The following is a 20,593-nucleotide window of genomic DNA, read 5'->3' on the forward strand; positions in this document are numbered from 1 at the left end:
GCTACTCCTTGTCCTCGTCGTCCAGGGCGATGCCGAGCTTGGCGGCGATGTGCCTGCGGGCCGAGCGCCGGTGTGTGCGGACGGTGGCCGCGGTGATGCCCATGATGTCGGCGACACGGCTGGAGGGATAGCCCAGGACGTAGTGCAGGATGACCACGTCGAACTGCCGGATCGGCAGGGCGGCTATGGCCGTGTAGAGGCCGAGCGGGGATTCCGCGGCGGCCAGCTGCGAGCGCATCATCCCCAAGGTGGCTCGCACCGCGTCATGGACGGCCGTGGTGCGGTCGTTCGCCGACGCACTGGTGCTGCAGCCGTCGGTGGTGGGGACGATCGCCATCCGGGCGTGGGTCTCCACCCGCAGCTTCAGCGCCCGCCACGCATACGCTTCCGGGCCGCCCTTCTGGAACAGGACCGCGTCCCAGTTCTGCGCCAGATGGGTGTAGAGCGTGCGGACGACTGCCTTTGCGGCCTCCTTGTCGCCCAGAACGGTAGCGGCGTACTCCACCTGCGGCCGGGCGTACCTGCGGTAGAAGGCGTCCAGGGTCGCCGGCATCTCGTACTGGATGCCCTGCAGTCCGTCCAGTTCGTTCAACGAGGCGCCCAGCCGGTGGTGGCCGCTGTTCTCCGTGCCGGTCATCGGCCGAGCCTCCGCACACCGGGAAGGAACCACGACAGACCGGTCGGCCCGGGCACCGACCTGCTCCAGGCAGGCGTTCTCGTCCTCGCATCGGGGAGGAGGTCACGCGCAGCGGTGGCCACCACCAGCAGCGCGAGGAGATCATTCACGGTCACAGGAGCTGAGTCCTTCCTGCCGACACAGCGTCAACCCGCTGGGTGCAGACGGCAGATCACGCTGGAGGACACCACGGCGGGCCCTCGATTGGCAGCATCGCGGACACAGGGGCCCAAACGCGCATGACCACCGCGATCAATTACTGACCCAAAGTGATCACGTCATCATTCACAGAGAAACACCCATCCGGGAAGCTACTTCTCGGTCCCCCAGTACGACGTGCAGGGACGCCCCGGCAAGGCCGCATGACGAGCCGCCGTACGGCACCACACGTTCCGCTCCGCGCAAGGGAGTTGTGGCGCACACCACAACACGGCGCAGCACAGCACACGGGTGCGGTGACGCGACGTCGACGGCGGCATCGCCTCCTCGGACCCGGCGCGGCGGGATGGCGCGGTGCCACATCGGTGTGGACGTCCCGCAGGCGGTACCACGCGGAGGACGGCGACGAGGTCACCGCCGCCGCCAGGGCGCCGGGTCCGGACGGAGGGAAGGCGGGCTCCGGTGCGGTCACCGATCGGGTGTCGTCCTCCCTCTGACCGGCCGTGGGTGCCCCGACCGTCCCGGTCGGGGCACCCACGTGTGGCTCCACGCCAGCGCGGGTCGCCTCTCAGTAGCGGATGACGGCCGGCCGTTCGGCGGGCGCGTGCGGCGCACGGGTGACGCCGCTCGGCGTCATGGAGAAGAAGCCGCCGGACAGCGGTCCGGGCGCGTAGCCGCCGCTGGCGAGCGCCTGCGGATGCGTCGCGTCGAACGGCTGGCCGTCCACCGTCACACCGGAGAAGTCCAGTTTGCTGAAGGACGGATAGCTCTGGGTGGGGGACTCGATGACCGCTTCGGCGCTGGCGTTGTACGCGCCGAGGTTCCGGTCGGCGTGTTCGGTCCAGCGCCTGGTGTTGTCGGTGAGCGTCAGCGTGTAACTGCCGCCGCCGTTGGAGACCACTGAGGCGGTGATGCTGTCGCCCTCGGAGACCGGGTCGTTCCAGTACACCGGGGCGGCGGGGTACATCTCGTACCAGGCGGAGAAGACCGGCGATCCGCTCGAGCAGTCGGCCTGCACACCGGCCTGTTCCACCGTCTGCGAACCGTAGCCGTCCAGGCCGATCCAGGGGGCGAACAGGTCGTTGCGGCTGGTGCAGGTGACATGTGGTTCGGTCCAGGAGCCGGTGATGGTGCCGAAGCTTCCGGTGGCGACGTAACCGCCCCAGTTACTGTCCTGGAATCCTCCCGCATGCGGGCCGAAGCCCGTACTGGCGGCGGCCGCTGACGATCCGGCGTACGCCGGGACGAGAGCGGCGGCGGCGAGCAGCAGACCCGCGGCTGCCGCTCGGCCGGTGAAACGATTGCGTCTGGTTCCTGCATTCGTGCCCATGTACCGGTCTCCTGTGGGGGATGGAGTCGATGTTCGGGGGCCTGTCAGACCGGGGTTCATCGTGGGTGGGGCCTGCGTGAAACTCAAGAATCACGCGCCAACCGTCACCCTCCATGCCGCCAACCGTGACTCGTCATGGCGAGAACATGACACCAGCGGGCAGGTGGATCGCCGAATGCCAGGAGTCCCGGCAGCGTCCCGCCCACCCCACCGCGCCTGACGCTGACTCAGCGCGTCCCGATCCGCATCCTTCTACGGGCCGTTTCCGCTTGTGCCGGCCTTCGGCTCGAGTGGTCGCGATATCGTCAAGGCGTCCGGTGACAGCGAGACGGACGTCACCGCCGTCGCCGCACTCATCGAAACGGACCTGAACCCGAGTAGGAATGAGTACGCACGCCATGCCCGCCTCAAACGGTAGCGACAACCTGGCTGACTCCCGCGAAACACCCATGCTCCACAAGGGATTCGGGCTGAAGCAGAGGTTGCGCCCCGAGGACATGACGTCGTTCCTGACCCCGGAGTCCGACCTGTTCTCGGTCTGGCATCTGGGCATTCCCGACGTCGCCACCGACACCTGGTCCCTGACGATCGGCGGAAGAGTCAGGCGGCGGCTGGTCCTGTCCCTCGACGACCTGCACAACCTGCCGCAGACGGAGATCACGTCGGTCCACGAATGCGCCGGCAGTCCTCTCGCTCCCGCCGTCCCCCAGCGGCGGGTGGGCAACGTCCGCTGGAGAGGCGTGGCGCTCAGCGAACTGCTGGGGCGTGCGGGGATCGAGGAGGGCTCGGCCTTCATCATCTCCACCGGATGCGACCACGGTGTGTTCGACTCCACGTACCACGAGCGCTACGAAAAGGACCTTCCGCTGGCCAAGGCGCTGGACGGTGACACCCTGGTCGCCCTGACCATCAACGGATCCGCGGTGCCCGTACGGCGCGGAGGGCCCGTTCGTCTCGTCGTGCCCGGCTACTACGGAACCAACTCGACCAAGTGGCTCACCTCACTGACGGCTTCGGACCGGCGCAGCGCTGGGGCCTTCACCACGAAGTACTACATGGACCCGCCTCAAGAGGGCTCCTCGGCTCCCACACCCGTGTGGGACCTGGCGCCCAACTCGTGCATCGTGGCCCCCGTCGACGGACACGTGCGGGTCCGCCGGCCAGTGACTGTGTGGGGATGGGCCTGGGGCTCCGAGCCGGTCACCGCAGTGGACGTGTCCGTCGACGGGGGTCACACCTGGGCGCCTGCCGAGGTCGAACCACGCACGGGACATGCCTGGCAGAAGTTCACCCTCACCTGGGCTCCCTCCGCGGTCGGAGAGCATGTCCTCGCCTGCCGCGCGACGACAGGCACAGGCGCGACGCAGCCCTCGACGCCGCGCCGTAACCGCATCCATCAGCGCGTCATCTTCGTCACGCAAGAGGAGTGATGTACTCGGCGGTCGCTCAGGCCGCCCGAAAGGGCTCAGGGCCCCACATTAGTATCAAGTGATACCGTATCGAATGAATAGACAGCGGTAATATGCCTTCATGACCTCCGACGCTCAGCCCACCGCCCCACGTGCGACCGATCGCCCTGGGGACACCTCGCCATTCGCTCTCGGCTTGCTGCTGCGCCGGGCGCATTGGCGCGCAGCCGCGGTGATGGGGGAGGCGCTTCGGCCGCTGGGCGTCGAGTTGCGGCATTTTGCCGTACTGATCGAGCTGGTCAACCATGGGCCCATGGTCCAGCGGGACTTGGCGGCGGCGACGGGGTCGGACAAGGCGGGAATCATGCGGGTCGTCGACGACCTCGAACGCAAGGGGCTGGCCGTACGCAAGGCCGTTCCAGGGGACCGGCGGGCGCGGGCAGTGGAGATCACACCTCAGGGCCTCGAGCTTTTCGATGCAGCCCACGTGGCAGCGGAGCCACTGGCGGAGCGTCTGACTGCCGAGCTGGGGGCAGGCGAACCCGAACGGCTGACGGACCTGCTGACCCGACTCGCCCATCCCCCAAGCGATGACCTGTCCCACAAGCGATGAAGCGTAAGCACGCCCACCCAATCGTCGCCTGCCGCGTGGGCGCAGTTCGTCCCGTACGGCTTCGGCGGCGACTCCGGACAGGACAGCGTCCGCCTGCTCCAGCTCCTTGATCAGCTTCACGCGCCGGCCAGCGGCGGATCACTGGCAGTGGTGTCGCGCGAGATAGTATTAAGTGATACCATCTCGAATGTAACGACGATGATGTCCTCAGCATCCGGGAGGCAGACGATGTTGGACGTCTATGAGGCGGTCGCGAGCCGTCGAGCGGTGCGCGGCTTCGCCGACGAGCCAGTTCCCAGGGAGACGCTGGAGCGGGTGCTGTCCGCCGCGGCTCGGGCGCCGTCCGGATCGAATCTCCAGCCATGGCACGCCTATGTCGTGACCGGCGCACCGCTGGCCGAGATCAAGAAGCGCGCCGGCGAGCGCATAGCCGCGAACGATCCCTGGGACGAGCCGGAGTACGAGCAGTACCCGCCCGCCCTGAAGTCGCCGTACCGTGAGCGCCGATCCGCCTTCGGTGCGGAGCGCTACGGCGCACTCGGCATTGCGCGCGAGGACTGGGAGGCGCGCCAGAGGGCCGCTGCCGCGAACTGGGACTGCTTCGGCGCGCCCGCCGCCCTGTTCTGCTACGTCGACCGCGACCTGGGCCGACCCCAGTGGTCCGACGTCGGCATGTACCTGCAGACCGTCATGCTGCTGCTCCGCGCCGAAGGACTGCACAGCTGCCCACAGATGGCCTGGGCGAAGTTCCACAAGACCGTCGCAGAGGTGCTGTCGCCCCCCGACGACCTCGTGCTCTTCTGCGGCATGTCGATCGGATTCGAGGACACCACCGTCCCCCACACCCGTACGGGCCGGGCACCGCTCGACGAGACGGTCACCTTCGTCGACGGCCCCTGACACCCCCTCCTCGATCGATCAAGGCCTCGTGTCTTGCCGTGATCACAGAGTGGTTCATATGTCATATTGCCTGCACAATCCTACGAAAGGTACATCATGAAGATCGCAGTCATCGGCGGTTCCGGGTTGATCGGATCCCAGGTCGTCAAGATCCTGAAGGCGGCAGGGCACGAGGCAGTGCCGCACTCGAAGTCCACGGGCGTCGACGTCATCAGCGGTCAAGGAGTGGACCAAGCGGTGGCGGGAGCCGACGCGGTCGTCAACCTGACGAACTCCCCGACCTTCGACGAGGCCTCACCGCAGTTCTTCCAGACCTCGATGGACACCCTTCTGGCCGCAGCCCAGAAGGCCGGCGTGGGCCACTTCGTCATCCTGTCGATCGTCGGTGTGGACCAGGTACCGGAGCTGGACTACTACCGCGCCAAGACGCTCCAGGAGAACATCCTCACGGCCGGGTCGGTCCCCTACTCGATCGTCCGGGCGACGCAGTTCATGGAGTTCATGGACGCCGTCATGTCCTGGACCTCCGACAGCGACACCGTCCGGTTGCCCGCGACACCGATCCAGCCGATCGCCTCCAGGGACGTGGCCGCCGCGGTGGCGGAGGTCGCCGCGGGCGCCCCGCTCAATGGCATCCGCAACATCGCCGGCCCCGAGGTCTTCTCCCTGGACGAACTGGGCCGCATCACCCTGTCCCACAAGGGCGACAACCGTACCGTCGTCACCGACCCCACCGCCGGCATGTTCGCCGTGGTCAAGGGTGACGTCCTCACCGACAAGAACGCCCAGCTGGCCCCCACCCACTACACCGACTGGCTCTCCTGACCCACTCGTGCCCTCTCAGGCATGCAGAGACACCCGTCCGAGCAATGCCGGCCGGATGAAGGCTGCGGCGCCCACGCAGCAGTGAAGGGTAGTTCGCCGTGGGTACGGGGAGTCCATTTCACTGCCCGGCGGGACGGCACCCCTGGGTCGTCGGTGCCAGAATGGCCGGCCTGGTCAGCAGCGGGTTCGCGGTGACCGACGCGCTCCTGGCGCCCAACTGGCCCGACTCGTGGACCGGTTCGGGCAGACCGTCGGTGGGCTACCTCCTGGGCCCGACCTTGTCAGCGCACTCGCTGCGGCCGGACATTCCGTGGTCGGTACGGCACTGGCTGCCTCCTGCCTCCTTGCCGATGATCGGCGGCCTGGCCTTCGCGGCACAGCGTGGCAGCGCGCCCTCGCTGACGATCGACAGCGCCGCGCCCGCCCGTGCGGACCGGTCGTTGCCTCGGGTCAGTCGCGTAGTGACCGGCGGCCACCGCGCGCGCACGCTACGCCGTCGGTGGTGAAGAAGGCCGGGGCGTAGTTGGAATTTCCGCGCAGGAAATCCCGTGGTCACGGAACGAGTCGGTCATAAAGCTGTACCGGCGGAAGTTGTGGCGAGCGATCAGCGGGAGTCGGCGGTCAGCACCATGTGACCAGCGCCGCCTTGTCCTTGAAGTTCCCGAGATCCTGGTCCACGGGTTGGTCGGTGTACTGGTGGAAGAGCCAGGGATCCTTGATGTCGGGCTTGCCAGGACGGCCGTTGTATTCGGCGATCCACAGGCCGTCACCGGCGAACGAGGTCGTGTCATGGTGCAGCCAGAAGTCACGGTCGCAGTAGAGGATCACCTTGTGGCCGGGCGCTTTCTGCTGGACCCGTTTGATCCATGCGTCCTTCCATTCTCCCGATATTCCGGGGTCCTCCCAGTCCAGGGCGAGGATGTCACCGTCCGCGAGATTGATCTTCGACAGGAAATAGTCGGCCTGAACCTCGTACGGCCCGGGGCGGGCGAAGTGATAGAAGCCGGTGACCAGTCCGGCGCTGCGAGCGGTCTGCCTCTGGGCGACCCACTTGGGGTTCGTATAGCTGTGGCCCTCCGTGACCTTTATGAACACGAAGTCGAGCCCTGAGACGTCGTATCTGTCCGGCTGCATCGACGAGACGTCGATGCCTTTGGTGCTCATCGAAAAACTCCTTCGTTCGGGCCGGAGATTTCGCATTTCCAGAATACGCTGGTCGGCCAAGTGCCGCTCGGGCAGGCGATAGTTGAGCAGGCAATCTGTCCTGATCACCCGTCACCATCCACGACGCCGGAACCGCACTCCCAGCCCGTATCCGCTTTGCTTGCCCGCGTGCGGTACCGGCAGATCGTCGTACGCGACTGTCTGCCGCACAGCCTGTGGGCACCCCGTGCCCACGGGCCGCTGCTGCTGTCGACGGTGGTGATCGCGGTGGGGCTGTGGTCGGGTACGGGTGGCCGGCGAATGGCCGCGGAGACGGGGACAGGGACGAAGCGACGACAGCCCCCGGTTCGCCGGGTGTGCGAACTCCCCGATGTCCTGGGGCACTTCGCCGCGAGCGCCCACGAGTGGGGAGCCCGGGCGTGCCGGGGCGGGCCGCGGCTGCACCGCTACCGGGTGGTTTGCCAGCTGCTGCGCTCACGCACATGCAGGTGGCCGTCGAGGGGATACGCCGGTGGCGCCGCGGGCAGGAGTCTGGTCGGTTCGTAGCGGCACTTCTGCGCCACACGGCAGGACGCCAGGTTGTCGGCCTGGTGCAGGAGTTCCAGCCGCGCCAATCCTTCACCGGCGGTTGAAGTGAATGACTCGAAGGCCCAGTCGGTCAGCGCCTGCAGTGCGCGCGGAGCCACTCCCCGGCCACGTGCATGCGCCGCGGTCCAGTAGCCGACCCCGGCGGAGCCGGTGCCAAGCGCAACGTCCTTGAGGACCACGTGCCCCAGCAGTTGCCCCTCGTCCCCGCGCGTCCGGGGCTCCACGACGGCGAACGCGAATCGGTCGCCGGCTTCCCATGCACGTTGCTGGACCCGAATCCACCGGGTCGCGCCCGCCTCGTCGTCCACGGTTGAGGTCGCCCAGCGGCGAAGAGCGCCGTCCCGATACAACGTGACCAGATCAGCGGCGTCCGACAGCCTCCACTGACGCAGAAGCAATGCGGGAGCCGACGGCGTGGCGCCCACCTCGATCCCTGCAACATGTTCACCCATCAGGCGAGGGTATGTCGCCGGGCGAGCTTCGGTGACACGTCTGCGAGACGCCACGCCCGCGCGCCTCGGCCGAGTCTGCGAGGCCACCGCCCCGCACCTGAAGGCAGCCGCCGCCATGACATCCGAGGGCGCCAGACTGTCGTACGCGCCCGGCCAACGCCACCGGCGTCTCGCACGGGTACAGCTCGACATCGCCTGAGAATCGGGCGGAGCGCCCGCTCGGGTCCGTCCCGCACCGCCGACGAGACCGGTGCAGTTGCCTGCGGAACGGGCGGATGACCAGAGCGCTCGGGGGCACTCGGTGCATCGAGGAGGGCGATCTCGTCCGAGGAGAGTCATGGCTGAGCAGAAATCGTCGTCCGCCCTCACGGCGCCCCGCCGAGGCGCCGCCGCGGTGCTGGGCAAAGTGCCCGGCGCCGGGATGGTGAAGAGGGCCGCGGAGGACACGCTGGACAAGGTCGGTGCGGTCTCGCCCCGTAGCCGGCGCATGGCGGTGTACGCCGGGGCCGGACTCCTCGGCGTGGCAGGTGTGGTCGAGTGGCCGGTCGCGCTCACCGGTGCGGCGGTGGCCTGGCTCACCCAGCAACGGCCCGATCTTCCGGCGGACAGTGAGAAAGGCGCGGGGGCGACGGGCTCGACCGAGGGCACCGGGCTCGCGGCGGGCGACCGCGAGGCCGACGAGCCGCCGGGTCCGGTGGCCGTCGGGGAACGGGCGGACGAGGAAAGGGCGGCCATGCGGCGTGCTGGTCGTGCGGAGCCTGAGATCCCGCACGGCCTCGGCAGCGCAGCGCTCACGTCCGCCCCCCGGGGCGGAGCGGGGAGACCTGCCTCGCCGACCGCGACGGAGGCCGAAGGCCAGGGCGGTGAGGCCCGGAGCGCCGAGGGAGCCAGTCGTACAAGGGGTTCCCGTGACAGCGAAGCAGCCGACACCGCTGGTACGGAAGCATCCGGCGAGGCCGGAGACACCACGCCCCCCGGCACGGCCGGCACAGCCGGGCGCCACGGCACCGCCGCCCCCCACAGCGGCCGGGCAGCGCGGCACCACGGGGACACCGGTCGGCTCGGCCCCACGGCGCGGCCCGGCCGTACCACGTTGTAAGGGGGTTCTCGTGCCCGCTCTGCTGACCGTTCCGGCGGCCGCCGCCCGCCTGCTGACCGCTCCCCCTCGACTGCTTGCGTCGGCTGCCGCGCCGGCGGTCGGGATGACCGCCGGCGCGGCTGCGGGTACGGCTCGCGCGGGGGTGCGAGGCCTGGACTCCGCCCTGCGAGTCGCCCGTGTCGCCCGTAACGCGCTGCCCGGCTCCGGTGATCACTGGCGCTCAGGTGCTCGCGTCCACCTCGCCCTGCGCCCCGTCGAGGGAACGCGGGTGCGCGTAGCAGGCGGCTTTGCGCGGTCGGCCCGTCAGGTGGCCAAGAAACTGGCCGAGCGGCCCGATGTGCTCGTCGCCTACTGGGACCAGGGGCTGGCGCGGCTGGTGGTCACCGCCGCCGAGGAGGAGGCCGCCGACCGCGTGGTGGAGCACGCCGCCGGGCTGGCCAAGCGCCACGGGTTGGCCCTGGCCAGCGGAGACGTGGAGGACACCACGCATCCGGCCGACCCGGCCGGGGTGCGCGCGGCAGCGGCCGCGCTCGCGGCGGACGGTGTCGGAATCGGTGTCGCACTCACCGCCTACGCACTGCGCCTGCCGCCTTCGCCCCGGACGGTGACCGCGCTGGTGACCCTGGTGCGGGAGAACCCGCGCTGTCGCTCCTGGCTGCTCGACCGGATCGGCGACTCCCGGATGGACCTCGCCCTGGCCTGTGCGAACGCCGTCGCGCACGGCACCGGCCAGACCCCCGTCGCCCTCGTCCTCGACGGCACTCTGCGGGCGTGCCAGCTCGCCGAGACGGTGGCCCGGGCCGCTGCCTTCGACTCGGTGCACGACCGGCTCTGCGCGCCGGACAGGGTCACGTTCGTCGCGGACGGCATCCCGCGCCCGCCGCTGCGAGAGACCCCGGCCCAGGAGTACGCGACCCACGCCGAAGCCGGCAGCGTGCTGGGCGCGGTGGCCACTTTGCTGGTCAAGCACAATGGCGCCGAGGCCGCCGAGGCAGTGCTCGCCGGCTCGCCCAAGGCCGCACGGTACGGCCCCGCCGCCTTCCACGCCGTACTCAGCGCGGCGCTCGCGCGAACCGGTGTGCTGGTCCGCGACCCGGTCCGGCTGCGCAGGCTGGAGCTGACGGGCACGCTCGTGTTGCATCCGAGCGCCCTGCTCAACGAGGAAGGTGAGGCCGACGCGTGGGCCGAACCCGTGCTGGACGCGGCCCGCCGGGCCGGCCTCCGGGTCGTGATCGTGGACGATCCCGCCCTGGAGGACGTCACGGGACTCGCCGACCGCGTCGTCGACGCCCGCCGGCCACTGGACGAGGTCGTGTACGAAGCGCGTGGCGAACCGGGGGCCGTGCTCACGGTCGCCAGGGTGCGGGCGCCCGACGACGACGTGTCTTCCGCGCTCCGCGGCAGCGACATCGCCGTATCCCTCACGGACCGCGACGCCGCGGTCACGTGGGACGCGGACATCCTGGCCCTGCACGGGCTGCCCGACGTGTGGCGGCTGCTGACCGCGATCCCGGCCGCCCGTACCGTCGGCAGGCGGTCCCAGACCCTCGCCCGCTCCGGCGCGGCCCTGTCCGGGCTGCTCGTGGCGGTCGGCGAGTCCGGAGGCGGACGCGGGCGGCGCGCGGTGCTGCCGGGTCTGCGCCACGCGCCGGTCGACGCCGGCGCCGCCTCGGCACTGCTGTCCGGCCTGTGGGCCGCGCTCGGCGTGGCGGCGGCCCGTGCCCCGCGGCCGCGCCCCCGCGTCCACTGGCACGAACTGGACCCGGACGAGGCCCGGGCTCGGCTGGAGCAGGAACCCGTCGCCGAGGCGACACCGTGGCAGCAGCTGACGGGCCGCGTGGGCGAGGTTGCCGCCGGGATCTCCCGGCACCCGCTGGCGGCACCCGCGAGCGGGTCCTACCGGCTCGGCCAGGCCGTACTGGGCGAGCTGCGGGACCCGCTGACCCCGGTCCTCGCCGTCGGCTCGGCCGCGTCGGCGATCCTGGGCTCGGCCGCGGACGCGCTGCTCGTGGTCGGCGCCCTCGATCTGAACGCGCTGATCGGCGGCATCCAACGGCTGCGCGCCGAGCAAGCGCTGTCCGGACTGGTCGCCGAGCAGAAGCGGAAGGCCAGGCTCGTCCCACCGCGGAGCGAGGCGCCGACGGGCGGGACCCGTACCGTGGAGGCAGGCGGACTCCGGCCGGGCGACGTGATCGAACTGAGAGTGGACGAAGTGGTGCCCGCCGACGCCCGGCTGCTGCGGCAGGACGGCCTGGAGGTCGACGAGTCCGCGCTGACCGGTGAGTCGCTGCCGGTGGAGAAGCAGACGGACCCCACCCCGCATGCCCCGGTCGCCGACCGGCGCTGCATGGTCTTCGAAGGTACGACCGTGGTGGCGGGGCAGGCCCGGGCCATGGTGGTCGACACCGGCGAGCGCACCGAGGCCGCCCGCGCGGTCCACCTCGCCGCCCGGACGCCTCCGGCGGGCGGTGTGCAGGCCAGGCTCCAGGAACTCACCCGTAAGGCGCTGCCGTTGACACTGGCCGGCGGCGCCGGGGTGACCGGCCTCGCGCTGCTGCGCGGAACCTCGATCCGGGACGCGGTCAGCGGGGGTGTGGCGGTGGCCGTCGCCGCCGTCCCCGAGGGACTGCCGCTGGTGGCCACGGTCGCACAGCGGGCGGCGGCCCGGCGGCTGAGCCGTGCCGGTGTCCTCGTCCGCACCCCGCGCGCGCTGGAGGCGCTGGGTCGTATGGACACCATCTGCTTCGACAAGACCGGCACACTCACCGAGAACCGGCTGCGCCTGGTGCGGACTTGTGACGCCGAGGGCAACGCCCACCGGGCGGACGACGCCGGGGCCGCAGAGACGATCCGGGCGGCGGCCCGTGCCTGTCCGCGGGCCGACGGCGGCTCCGACCGGCCGGTGCACGCCACCGATGAGGCCGTCCTCGACGCAGCCGGACCCGACCCCGGCTGGACGGAGCTGGCAGCAGTGCCGTTCGAGGCCGCGCGTGGTTACGCGGCGGCCGTCGGCCGCACCGAGGACGACGACCGCGTGCTCGTGGTCAAGGGCGCCCCGGAGATCGTGCTGCCCGCCTGCGCCGGCCTGCCGCCGGACGCCTCCGAGGCGGCGCAGGCGCTCGCCGGGGACGGTCTGCGGGTCCTGGCGGTGGCCGGCCGACCGCTCGGCACGGACGAAGAGGAGTCCACGGTGCTGGACGAGCCGTTGCACCGGCTGCGGTTCGCCGGACTGCTCGCGCTGTCCGACGTACCGCGCGGGACGTCCGAGGCGCTGGTCGCGGGCCTGTACAAGGCCGGCGTACGACCGGTCATGCTCACCGGCGACCACCCACAGACCGCGCGGGCGATCGCCGCCGACCTCGGCTGGCCCGAGGACACCGTGGTGGTCACCGGGGACAACCTGGCCGCGGCGGACCGGTCCGCCCGGGCCCGGCTGCTGCGCGACGCCGGCGTGGTGGCGCGGGTGGCGCCCGAACAGAAGCTGCAGGTCGTGGAGGCGTTGCGGGACGCGGGCCGGGTGGTCGCCATGGTGGGCGACGGTGCCAATGATGCGGCAGCCATCCGCGCCGCCGACATCGGCGTCGGCATCAACACGCGGGGCTCGGCCGCCGCACGCAACGCGGCCGACATCGTCCTGACCGACGACGACCTTACGGTGCTGGTCGACGCGGTCGGCGAGGGCCGTGCCCTGTGGCACAGCGTCGCGGACGCCATCGCGATCCTGATCGGCGGCAACGCCGGCGAGATCGGCTTCGGCCTCCTCGGCACCCTGCTGTCCGGCCGGGCACCGCTGTCCACTCGCCAGATGCTGATGGTGAACCTGTTCACCGACTTGTTCCCGTCGATGGCGGTCGCGGTGACCGAGAAGGCGGACGCACCGGGGAACGGCGAGAAGGAGGCCTCACCCGGCGGCGTACGGTCCGGCAACAGGTCGCCGGAGGAAGCGTCAGCGGTTCTCGGCGCGTCCTTGCTGCGGCAGATCCGCCACCGGGCCCTCATCACGTGTCTGGGCGCCGCTACGGCTTGGCTGTTCGGCCGCTTCACGCCGGGCACCGTACGCCGCTCCAGCACGATGGCGCTGTGCGGCCTGGTCGGTACGCAACTGGTGCAGACCCTGCTCGACCGGCGCGACAGCCGACTGGTGCGCTTGACCTCGCTGGGCTCCGCGGCGGCGCTGGTCGCCGTGGTCCAGACGCCGGGCGTCAGCCGAGCCTTCGGCTGCACCCCGTTGGGCCCTCTCGCCTGGGCAGGGGTGCTCGCCGCGATCGCCCTGTCGCTGGCCGGGCAGCGGTCCTTGCCCCGCCTGGAGGAGACGGTACGACGGCTGAGCGCCGTTCCGGGCGGTGTGCGGGGACCGCACTGAGCGCCCACGGCAGCGGGACCGGGTGTCAGGTGTCGCCTCGGGCCTGTTCGACAACGCCTTGGCGCTCGATCTCGTCCCTGACCAGCATCGACAGCAGGGAGGCCACGGTCAGGCCGGCCTCCGCCGGGTGGCGGAGGACCTTGCTCGGGTCGACCTGGTAGTGGTTGGCACGACCGTTACGGGTGTGGGAGAGGTAACCCTCCCGCTCCAGGTCCGAGATGATCTTCTGGACGGCACGTTCCGTCAGCCGACAGCGCGCCGCGATGTCACGGATCCGCGCGTTGCGGTTGTCGGCGATGCTGGCCAGCACGCGCGCGTGGTTGGTCAGGAACGTCCATCCGCTATGCGGTTCGGGCACTCCGTCGACTCCCACCATTCCCACCATGGCCTCATGGTACGACCGCACGTACGCGTTCCTAGAAACACGAAATCCGATTCGCGTATGACTTGACGTGCCGCGGGGGGCGTATGAGCCTGGAGGAAGACCAAGCGGAGGAGGCGATATGCCGGAACCGCCTTACGAGGAGCCGTTGACGAGCGAGGACGGCACCGAGCAACCGCCACTGCGGCTCCTCAGAGACCTACTGCTGCAGGCCGGGCCGAACGGCCGCCGTGTGACCGTCGTCGTGAGCGGAGAGTTCTGCCTCGACGACAGCCAAAGCCTCCGGCACGGGCTCCACGAAGCCCTCGTGCGGTCGGGCGAGGGAGTGGACCTGGACCTCAGCGGACTTGCCCTCGCGGACTGCTCGGCTCTCAACGTGCTGCTGGCCCTTCGCCGTGAGGCGGTCGCCGCGGGAAAGACGATCACCGTCACGGCCGCCAGCCCCGCCGCAGAACACCTCCTGACCTTCACGGACACCTACGCCCTCTTCTCGGCCACACACGGCGGCGCCGTCGCCTGCGCTGGAGATCCCGGGCCGCCGTGCGAGGACGCCGACGAGGGCCTCCTGCGGACCGAACTCATCCAGCTGCGGCGTGCGCTGCGCACCCGGCCGGACATCGACCTGGCCCGCGGCATCCTCATGGCCTCCTTCAATCTGAGCCCCGACGAGGCCTGGGAGGTACTGGTCTCGGCGTCACAGAACACCAACACCAAACTGCACCGGCTGGCCAAGGACGTGGTCACCACCGTCCAGGGCGCGTCTCTGCCGGTTCCGCTGCGGAGGCAGCTCACGAGAGCCGTGGCCAGGGCACGCAAAGCCGACGGTCATCCGCAGGTCCATACCGGTGCCTGCACGACACCCGCCCGGCAGACGGTGTGTCAGGGACCGGAACGCGCATAGGTGCTGGACGTTCGCCACGACCAGGAGTAATTCGGGCAAATTGGGAACCTGATGGATATCACCCATCCATGAGGAGGTCGGTTCGATGTCTACCGGCACGCTCCTGGCGATCATCATTCCCGTCGCAGTGGTCGTCGTACTGATCGCCGCCGCCCTGGTTCTCTACCTGCGGCGCCGGGCCCTGCGCGAGCGCTTCGGCCCCGAGTACGAACGGGCTGTCGGCGGCTCCGACAGCCGGCTCGCCGCCGAGCGCGAACTCAGCTCGCGCGAGAAGCGGCACGACAAGCTCGACATCCAACCCCTGCCGGACCGTCTCCGCGAGCACTACGCCCGGGACTGGGGCAACGTGCAGCACGAGTTCGTCGACCGGCCCGAGGCCGCCGTGCACGACGCGGACCAGCTGGTGACCTCACTGATGCAGGCCCGCGGCTACCCCACCGAGAGCTACGACCAGCAGCTCAAGGACCTCTCCGTCGACCATGGGCGCACGCTCGAGCACTACCGGGCCGCTCACGAGATCGACACGCTCAGCAGTAGCCACAAGGCCACCACCGAACAGCTGCGCAGCGCGATGGTGCACTACCGGGCGCTGTTCGACGAGCTTCTCTCCGACGGCGGCCAGACCCGCCACGCCCCGGCCTGACAGTGAGCGGCCGGGCCCAACCGACACGGAGCAGACATGCCACACGACGACGCACCACACAGTGCTGACAGGGGACTGTCCACGGAGGACCTCGCCCAGCCACGCGAGACCGACGCGGCGCCGAGCAGCGCCCCGCCGCCCCCGGTGTACCCGAGCGAGGGAGACGACAGCGCGGCCGCGGCCGACGAGCGCGCAGCCCGCGAACAGGCAACCCCTGCGGCGGACGAGGCGGCGGACGTACAGACCGGAGACGCGGACGAGATGCCGCAGTTGCTGACGGCTCAGGACGAGGAAGGCTTCCGTAAGGACTGGGAGAAGATCCAGGGCACCTTCGTGGACGATCCTCGCCAGGCGGTGCAGTCCGCGGACAGCCTGGTCGCCAAGGTCATGCAGACGCTCGCCACGACGTTCGACGAGCACAAGAAGACGCTCGAAGAGCAATGGAGCCGAGGCGAGCAGGTCGACACCGAAGCCCTGCGCACGGCATTGCGCCACTACCGCTCGTTCTTCAACCGCCTGCTCACCACCTGACCATCCCGCAGGCCTCCGGGCCGGCCCCGGATCAGACGTGGGCGGCGAGCACCGTGTCCGGGGGCAAGGCGCGCCGGACGAGGGCGTGCGCGACGTGGGTGAGCCGGCCGTCGGTGCGCACGGCTTATGCCCGAAGGGCCACGTGGGCCTGGGCCGCGCTCAGGCCGCCGTGCTCCGCGAGCATGCCGCCGGCGATCTCGACCGTCGCCTTGGCCGCGATCGCGGCCTGTACCCGTGTGCTGATGTCGTCGGGGCGGATGGGGTACGGGTTCCAGCTGACCAGGGCCACGGCTGTGACGTCGGCGAGGGCCTGGGCCAGGTTCAGGTCGAGTTCCGGCAGCCCGCCGGGGCCGGTGAGCAGGAGGTTCACGGCACCGATGGTCTGGTGATGGACACGCAGCGGCAGTGCGTGCCCAGCCCGGAATCCCGCTGCCCGGGCGAACGGGGCCACCTGCGGCCAGCGGTTCGTGCTGCTACCTCGGTTTGCAGCTGGAAGAGTTCCAGCAGGGCGGCCCGGTCGTCGGTGACGGCCATGATGCGCAGTCCGCCGCGCAACGGCGCCACCATGACCCCGACCTCGTCGGCGCCCGTGATCTCCCTGCAGTTCGTCGCGAGGCGGTCGAGGAGTACGACCGGGTCGACGTCGTCCGCGAAGGAGCCGGCCAGCCCGACGAGCGCCTCGGCGAGCTGCTGTTCGCGGTTCATGACTGTTCACCGTTCAGTCCGCCGTCGCCGGTGTCAGGCAGGCCGTGCTGCTCGTCCGGGCCGCCTCACGGTCCTCACTGAGGCCGGAAGTGAAGGGTGCGAGTGATCACATCACGGGCCACTTCCGTGACCGTACGACCCTCGACGAAGGCGCGCGCCCGCATCCGGTCGAGTGCCTCCTCGGGGTCCACACCGAGCTGCACCATCACTATGCCCATGGCCTGATAGACCTCGCTGTGCTCGGCCTCCGAAGCCTCCACCCATGACGCTGCCTCGTCCTCCGGCGCCGGTTCGATGCCGTGGTGCCGAGGATGCAGGTTCATGACCGCGAACGTGACCGCGTCCCGCGCCCACAGCGCGATGCTCAGCTCGCTCACCGACAGCCCACCGGGCCGGTCGCGATAGAGGTCGAGGGTGCCGATCGCCACTCCCCCGACCCCCAGCGGCAGCGAGAACAGCGCCCGCACGCCCAGTGCGAGGGCCTGATGGGCGAAGAGTGGCCACCGCCTGCTGTCCGGCTCCTTGGCGAGGTCCACGGCCAGCACCGGTGCCGCCACGTCGAGCGCGGTCTGACAGGGCCCGTCACCCAGGGTGAACTGCGCTTCCGCCAGCCAGGCCGCGACACGGTCACTGGCGCACAAGGTGGCTCGCACCGTGGCGCCGCCGGAGATCGACACAGAGGCACCAGTGACCGGCAGGAGACCTACGCAGGCGCGGCACAGGGCCTCCGGGGCCTGCTGGGCGTCGACGCCTCTGGCGGCAGTTGCGAGCGCCTCGATCACGCGCAGCCGCTCATCCGCCTCCGACGGTTCGTACCCGCCCGCGGAGTGCGCCGAGGAGCCGGACGGCATGGTCATCACCTCCCGGTCGGCGAACTCGGCCAGCAAGCATGACGAGCCCACCGGCATGGTCTTGGTCCCCTCACCGCCGGGTGGACGCCTGTCGGGTACCCCTGCGAGGGCGGCGCAAGCAGACCGGCGCCGGCATGCGCAGTCGCCTTCTTCCGCACCTGCGGAAGCTCGCTGTCCTCAAGACCGGCCGTGCCGACTCAGGCACCGAGATGACGCGATCGCCCGGTCAGTCGTGCCCGTGGTCCTATTCGGTGCCGTACTGCGGCGCGGAGTACGGAGCCGGCTGCGGGACGTACTGCGGTTGGCCGTACTGGTAACTGCCCGCCGTTGCCACGGCGGTGGCCTGCGACTTGGCCACCGCGGTGCCGCCCCCCACTGCCGTGGCGGTGGCCCGTGAGCTGGCCACGGCGGTGACCTGCGGGGGCCCGTCGTAGCCGTCGGCGAAGCTGACGCCGACGCCGAGGGCGGACAGCCCCGCGACCGCTGCGGCTACGACCGCGGCACGCTGAAACATGCGCATGATGTGACCCTTTCTTACGGGGCATGAAGCCCAGATCAGCTACCTCGGTGTGAGCATATATGCGCGATTTACGGCACTTTGAGATGGAGGGCTTTTCTGTACTCCGTGTCGATGCACGCCAAAGACGCCGTCAATAAATCAGAACTCCGGATCAGTTGAATATCGCGGATTGGCCAACCCATTGCCCACAGGCGTGAGCACCTGGACGAGCCGACTTCAGGCGGCTGTGGGCTCTCGACGGCCGGCGGAGAAGTCGAGGGCGAGTTGGATGACCAGACATCCAAGTGTCCATGCGATCAGCACCAGGACGGCACTCGTCACATGGGCGGAATGGAAGTATCCCGCGGTGCGCAGCGCGCGTACCGCGGCGGCCGGCGGCATGACGTGGGACAGGGGGGACAGCCACGGAGGCAGGAACTCCGGGGGCAGGATCCCTCCGGAGGTGGCGTTGCCGAAGATCAGCAGGACCACCGACGCGACCGGCATGCCGAGCGGGCCGCATATCCGTAGCAGCACTCCGGCCGCTGCCGCGGTGACCATCGCCAGCAGGCTGACGATCGCGGCAACGGTGACGAACGAGGCGGGCAGCGCGTCCAGCATCTGGTGACCGATCAACGCGACCATCACTCCGGAGGCAGCCGCGAAGACCGCCATGGACGCCATCCGGGCGGTGAGAGCAAGACGCGGCGCGATCTGGTAGGAGGCCACGGAGAACAGGAAGCCCGCCAGGACCACACCGAAGGAGGCGTAGAACACGGACAGTCCGCGGGCGTCACCGGGCACCAGGGGCACCACGTCCTCAACGGCCACGGGTCGGCCGACGGCGTGGGTGGCTGCGGCTTGCAGGCTGGAGACGGTGGACGGCCCCTGGGCGCCGGCCGCGAGCAGTACCAGGCGGTGGCCGTGGGCGATCAGGGCAGCGGGCACCTGGTCGTGGGCGATGGCGTCGCGGGCGGCGTCGGCGCTGGGGTAACGGTGGAAGACATAGGCGTCCGACGCCATGGTGTTCAGGGCGAGTTCCGTGCGGGCGGCCACCTGGTCGTCGGCGGATATGCCCAAGGGCTGGTGATGTGGTGTGGGTGCGTGGAAGGCGGCCAGGTAGACCGCGACGAACACGGTTCCGATCGCCATTGCGGTCACCACGGGCACGATCATGGCCTTGCGGATTCCGGCGGCTGCGGCAAGCACCGGGGCGGGGATGTGGGGCTCGGTGTCGGTCAGCGTGTGACGGGCGTGCCGTCCTGGCCCTGGCGGGCCAAAGGCGGCAGTCTCCTGGTCATATGCTCGTGGCTCCTGGGGAGTTGCCGGCCAGGCGGATGCGGCGTCGGCCGCGTGGGGGTGTGTGGGCGTGGTGTTGCGCATGGGTTGGTCTGCCGCTGACGCGCGGCGTGCGATAGGACGTCTGGACTGTGCGGAGTGAGCGGGACAGCGGCCCGCCGGGCGACGGCTCGTGCTCGGCGCAGTCGCCTCAGCCGCTCCCGGGTGGGGACCGGCCGGTGGCCGGCCACCGTCTCACAGTGAGACGGCACCAGCCTGCCGTGGGGCGCGTCGTCGGCTGGAGGAACATCCGACGCCTGTGCGGCCCGTCTTCCTGGGGCGCTCGGTCGGCGGCGAGGGCCGGCTGTCAGAAGAAGCCGCCGTCCACGGGCAGGGTGCGGCCGGTCATGTAGGCGGCGTCGTCGCTGGCGAGGAAGGCATAGCCTGCCGCGACCTCCTCCGGCCGGGCCAGACGCCCGAGCGCGCCGTGCACCGACAGCCACTGCTCCATCGGCATCGTGCCGCGGAGTTGGGGGTGCTGGTAGCGGGCTCCGTGTTCCGCGGCCATGTCGGTGGCCGTACCGCCGGGGGCGATGGCGTTGATGGTGATCCCGCGACGGCCGAGTTCGGCGGAGAGATTGAGAACCATCGATTCCACTGCGGCCTTGGACGCGGCGTACAGGGTGTGGTGGAAGACCGCACGCGAGGCGCTGACCGAGGAAGTGAGCACAATCCTGCTGCCCGCCCGCATATGGGCGGCAGCATGCTGGACCGCGAACAGTTGGCCGCGCGTGTTCACGGTGAAGACACGGTCGAAGTCGGCCGGCGCGATGTTCTCCAGAGCATCGAAGTGCTCCACGCCCGCGCAGGAGGCGAGGACGTCGAGCTGCCCGAACTCGGAGACGGCACGGTCGATCAGGGCCCCGGTCTGATCGGGGTCGGCCACGTCCGCACGGAGCGCCAGGGCCCTGCCGCCGTCGGCCACCACTGCCGAGACCAGCTCATCGGCCGCCCTCTGGTTATCGCGGTAGCCGATCACAACTGCCGCTCCCTCGGCCGCGAGACGTGTGGCGACCGCGGCTCCGATGCCTCGGCTGCCTCCGGTCACCACCGCCACCTTGCCCACGAAACGCCTGCTGTCCGCCGTTGCCATGAGGGGTCCTCCTCTCGAAGTGTCCGGCCGGCCCTCGGGCTCCGGAAGGATCGGCCAACCGCTGCGCCGGGC

At 70.3% G+C, this 20,593-nt stretch carries 22 protein-coding genes; 11 read left to right on the forward strand and 11 right to left on the reverse strand.

The window, feature by feature from the left end; genetic code table 11:
* Nucleotide 1: 1 nt before the first annotated feature.
* Both A6P39_RS05070 and A6P39_RS05075 read right to left on the reverse strand, forming a co-directional pair.
* Complete coding sequence (locus tag A6P39_RS05070) at nucleotides 2-637, reverse strand: sigma-70 family RNA polymerase sigma factor (RefSeq protein ID WP_067047052.1); 636 nt, start codon at nucleotides 635-637, stop codon at nucleotides 2-4.
* Between the two features lie 766 nt (nucleotides 638-1,403).
* Nucleotides 1,404-2,165, reverse strand: a complete 762-nt coding sequence (locus tag A6P39_RS05075; RefSeq protein WP_067047049.1) for a G1 family glutamic endopeptidase — start codon at nucleotides 2,163-2,165, stop codon at nucleotides 1,404-1,406.
* A 398-nt stretch (nucleotides 2,166-2,563) separates the two neighbouring features.
* On the opposite strand from A6P39_RS05075, the gene A6P39_RS05080 reads away from it, so the two are divergent.
* The 5 genes from A6P39_RS05080 to A6P39_RS05100 all read left to right on the forward strand — a co-directional run bounded on the left by A6P39_RS05080 (nucleotide 2,564) and on the right by A6P39_RS05100 (nucleotide 6,418).
* The gene (locus tag A6P39_RS05080; protein WP_159396084.1) at nucleotides 2,564-3,595 is read left to right on the forward strand and encodes a molybdopterin-dependent oxidoreductase; all 1,032 of its coding nucleotides are present in this window, start codon (nucleotides 2,564-2,566) and stop codon (nucleotides 3,593-3,595) included.
* A 100-nt stretch (nucleotides 3,596-3,695) separates the two neighbouring features.
* Nucleotides 3,696-4,187, forward strand: a complete 492-nt coding sequence (locus tag A6P39_RS05085) for a MarR family winged helix-turn-helix transcriptional regulator (protein ID WP_067047043.1) — start codon at nucleotides 3,696-3,698, stop codon at nucleotides 4,185-4,187.
* A gap of 231 nt (nucleotides 4,188-4,418) precedes the next feature.
* Nucleotides 4,419-5,087, forward strand: a complete 669-nt coding sequence (locus tag A6P39_RS05090; RefSeq protein WP_067047297.1) for a nitroreductase — start codon at nucleotides 4,419-4,421, stop codon at nucleotides 5,085-5,087.
* Nucleotides 5,088-5,183: 96 nt separating this feature from the next.
* Nucleotides 5,184-5,912 carry an SDR family oxidoreductase gene (locus A6P39_RS05095; protein WP_067047039.1) on the forward strand — a complete coding sequence of 243 codons (729 nt, stop codon included), beginning with the start codon at nucleotides 5,184-5,186 and terminating at the stop codon, nucleotides 5,910-5,912.
* 161 nt (nucleotides 5,913-6,073) lie between these two features.
* Nucleotides 6,074-6,418, forward strand: coding sequence for a hypothetical protein (locus tag A6P39_RS05100; RefSeq protein WP_067047036.1), 345 nt, complete (start codon nucleotides 6,074-6,076; stop codon nucleotides 6,416-6,418).
* Between the two features lie 115 nt (nucleotides 6,419-6,533).
* On the opposite strand, the gene A6P39_RS05105 is transcribed toward A6P39_RS05100, so the two are convergent.
* Together A6P39_RS05105 and A6P39_RS05110 are read right to left on the reverse strand one after the other, a co-directional pair.
* Entirely contained in the window at nucleotides 6,534-7,076 is a 543-nt protein-coding gene (locus tag A6P39_RS05105) for a glycoside hydrolase family 25 protein (RefSeq protein WP_067047033.1), read from the reverse strand.
* 446 nt (nucleotides 7,077-7,522) lie between these two features.
* Entirely contained in the window at nucleotides 7,523-8,116 is a 594-nt protein-coding gene (locus A6P39_RS05110) for a GNAT family N-acetyltransferase (protein ID WP_079133446.1), read from the reverse strand.
* 31 nt (nucleotides 8,117-8,147) lie between these two features.
* On the opposite strand from A6P39_RS05110, the gene A6P39_RS05115 reads away from it, so the two are divergent.
* The 3 genes from A6P39_RS05115 to A6P39_RS05125 all read left to right on the forward strand — a co-directional run bounded on the left by A6P39_RS05115 (nucleotide 8,148) and on the right by A6P39_RS05125 (nucleotide 13,578).
* Nucleotides 8,148-8,315: a hypothetical protein gene (locus tag A6P39_RS05115; RefSeq protein WP_159396083.1), complete on the forward strand. Its 168-nt coding sequence runs from the start codon at nucleotides 8,148-8,150 to the stop codon at nucleotides 8,313-8,315.
* Between the two features lie 138 nt (nucleotides 8,316-8,453).
* The gene (locus A6P39_RS05120; protein ID WP_331454095.1) at nucleotides 8,454-9,215 is read left to right on the forward strand and encodes a hypothetical protein; all 762 of its coding nucleotides are present in this window, start codon (nucleotides 8,454-8,456) and stop codon (nucleotides 9,213-9,215) included.
* 10 nt (nucleotides 9,216-9,225) lie between these two features.
* The gene (locus A6P39_RS05125; protein WP_067047030.1) at nucleotides 9,226-13,578 is read left to right on the forward strand and encodes a cation-translocating P-type ATPase; all 4,353 of its coding nucleotides are present in this window, start codon (nucleotides 9,226-9,228) and stop codon (nucleotides 13,576-13,578) included.
* 25 nt (nucleotides 13,579-13,603) lie between these two features.
* Here the strand turns inward: A6P39_RS05125 and A6P39_RS05130 are convergent, their stop codons facing one another.
* Complete coding sequence (locus A6P39_RS05130; RefSeq protein WP_067047027.1) at nucleotides 13,604-13,954, reverse strand: MarR family transcriptional regulator; 351 nt, start codon at nucleotides 13,952-13,954, stop codon at nucleotides 13,604-13,606.
* 127 nt (nucleotides 13,955-14,081) lie between these two features.
* Between A6P39_RS05130 and A6P39_RS05135 the strand changes: the two genes are divergently transcribed.
* The 3 genes from A6P39_RS05135 (at nucleotide 14,082) to A6P39_RS05145 (ending at nucleotide 16,035) form a co-directional block, all read left to right on the forward strand.
* Complete coding sequence (locus tag A6P39_RS05135; RefSeq protein ID WP_067047024.1) at nucleotides 14,082-14,861, forward strand: ANTAR domain-containing protein; 780 nt, start codon at nucleotides 14,082-14,084, stop codon at nucleotides 14,859-14,861.
* A gap of 85 nt (nucleotides 14,862-14,946) precedes the next feature.
* The gene (locus A6P39_RS05140; protein WP_067047021.1) at nucleotides 14,947-15,504 is read left to right on the forward strand and encodes a hypothetical protein; all 558 of its coding nucleotides are present in this window, start codon (nucleotides 14,947-14,949) and stop codon (nucleotides 15,502-15,504) included.
* Between the two features lie 36 nt (nucleotides 15,505-15,540).
* Nucleotides 15,541-16,035, forward strand: coding sequence for a hypothetical protein (locus tag A6P39_RS05145; RefSeq protein WP_067047017.1), 495 nt, complete (start codon nucleotides 15,541-15,543; stop codon nucleotides 16,033-16,035).
* 124 nt (nucleotides 16,036-16,159) lie between these two features.
* On the opposite strand, the gene A6P39_RS05150 is transcribed toward A6P39_RS05145, so the two are convergent.
* From A6P39_RS05150 to A6P39_RS05175, 6 genes are all read right to left on the reverse strand, one after another.
* Complete coding sequence (locus A6P39_RS05150) at nucleotides 16,160-16,486, reverse strand: hypothetical protein (protein WP_331454096.1); 327 nt, start codon at nucleotides 16,484-16,486, stop codon at nucleotides 16,160-16,162.
* The gene (locus A6P39_RS05155) at nucleotides 16,402-16,740 is read right to left on the reverse strand and encodes a hypothetical protein (RefSeq protein ID WP_067047011.1); all 339 of its coding nucleotides are present in this window, start codon (nucleotides 16,738-16,740) and stop codon (nucleotides 16,402-16,404) included. Before A6P39_RS05155 ends, A6P39_RS05150 begins: the two co-directional genes overlap by 85 nt.
* A gap of 74 nt (nucleotides 16,741-16,814) precedes the next feature.
* A complete protein-coding gene (locus tag A6P39_RS05160) occupies nucleotides 16,815-17,627 on the reverse strand; it encodes a GAF and ANTAR domain-containing protein (RefSeq protein ID WP_234378943.1) in 813 nt (270 codons plus the stop codon).
* A gap of 208 nt (nucleotides 17,628-17,835) precedes the next feature.
* Complete coding sequence (locus tag A6P39_RS05165) at nucleotides 17,836-18,111, reverse strand: hypothetical protein (protein WP_067047008.1); 276 nt, start codon at nucleotides 18,109-18,111, stop codon at nucleotides 17,836-17,838.
* A 216-nt stretch (nucleotides 18,112-18,327) separates the two neighbouring features.
* Complete coding sequence (locus A6P39_RS05170; RefSeq protein WP_159396082.1) at nucleotides 18,328-19,242, reverse strand: ABC transporter permease; 915 nt, start codon at nucleotides 19,240-19,242, stop codon at nucleotides 18,328-18,330.
* A 493-nt stretch (nucleotides 19,243-19,735) separates the two neighbouring features.
* Nucleotides 19,736-20,521 carry an SDR family NAD(P)-dependent oxidoreductase gene (locus A6P39_RS05175; protein ID WP_067047002.1) on the reverse strand — a complete coding sequence of 262 codons (786 nt, stop codon included), beginning with the start codon at nucleotides 20,519-20,521 and terminating at the stop codon, nucleotides 19,736-19,738.
* Nucleotides 20,522-20,593 lie beyond the last annotated feature (72 nt).

This window comes from Streptomyces sp. FXJ1.172 (assembly GCF_001636945.3).
Taxonomy (GTDB): domain Bacteria; phylum Actinomycetota; class Actinomycetes; order Streptomycetales; family Streptomycetaceae; genus Streptomyces.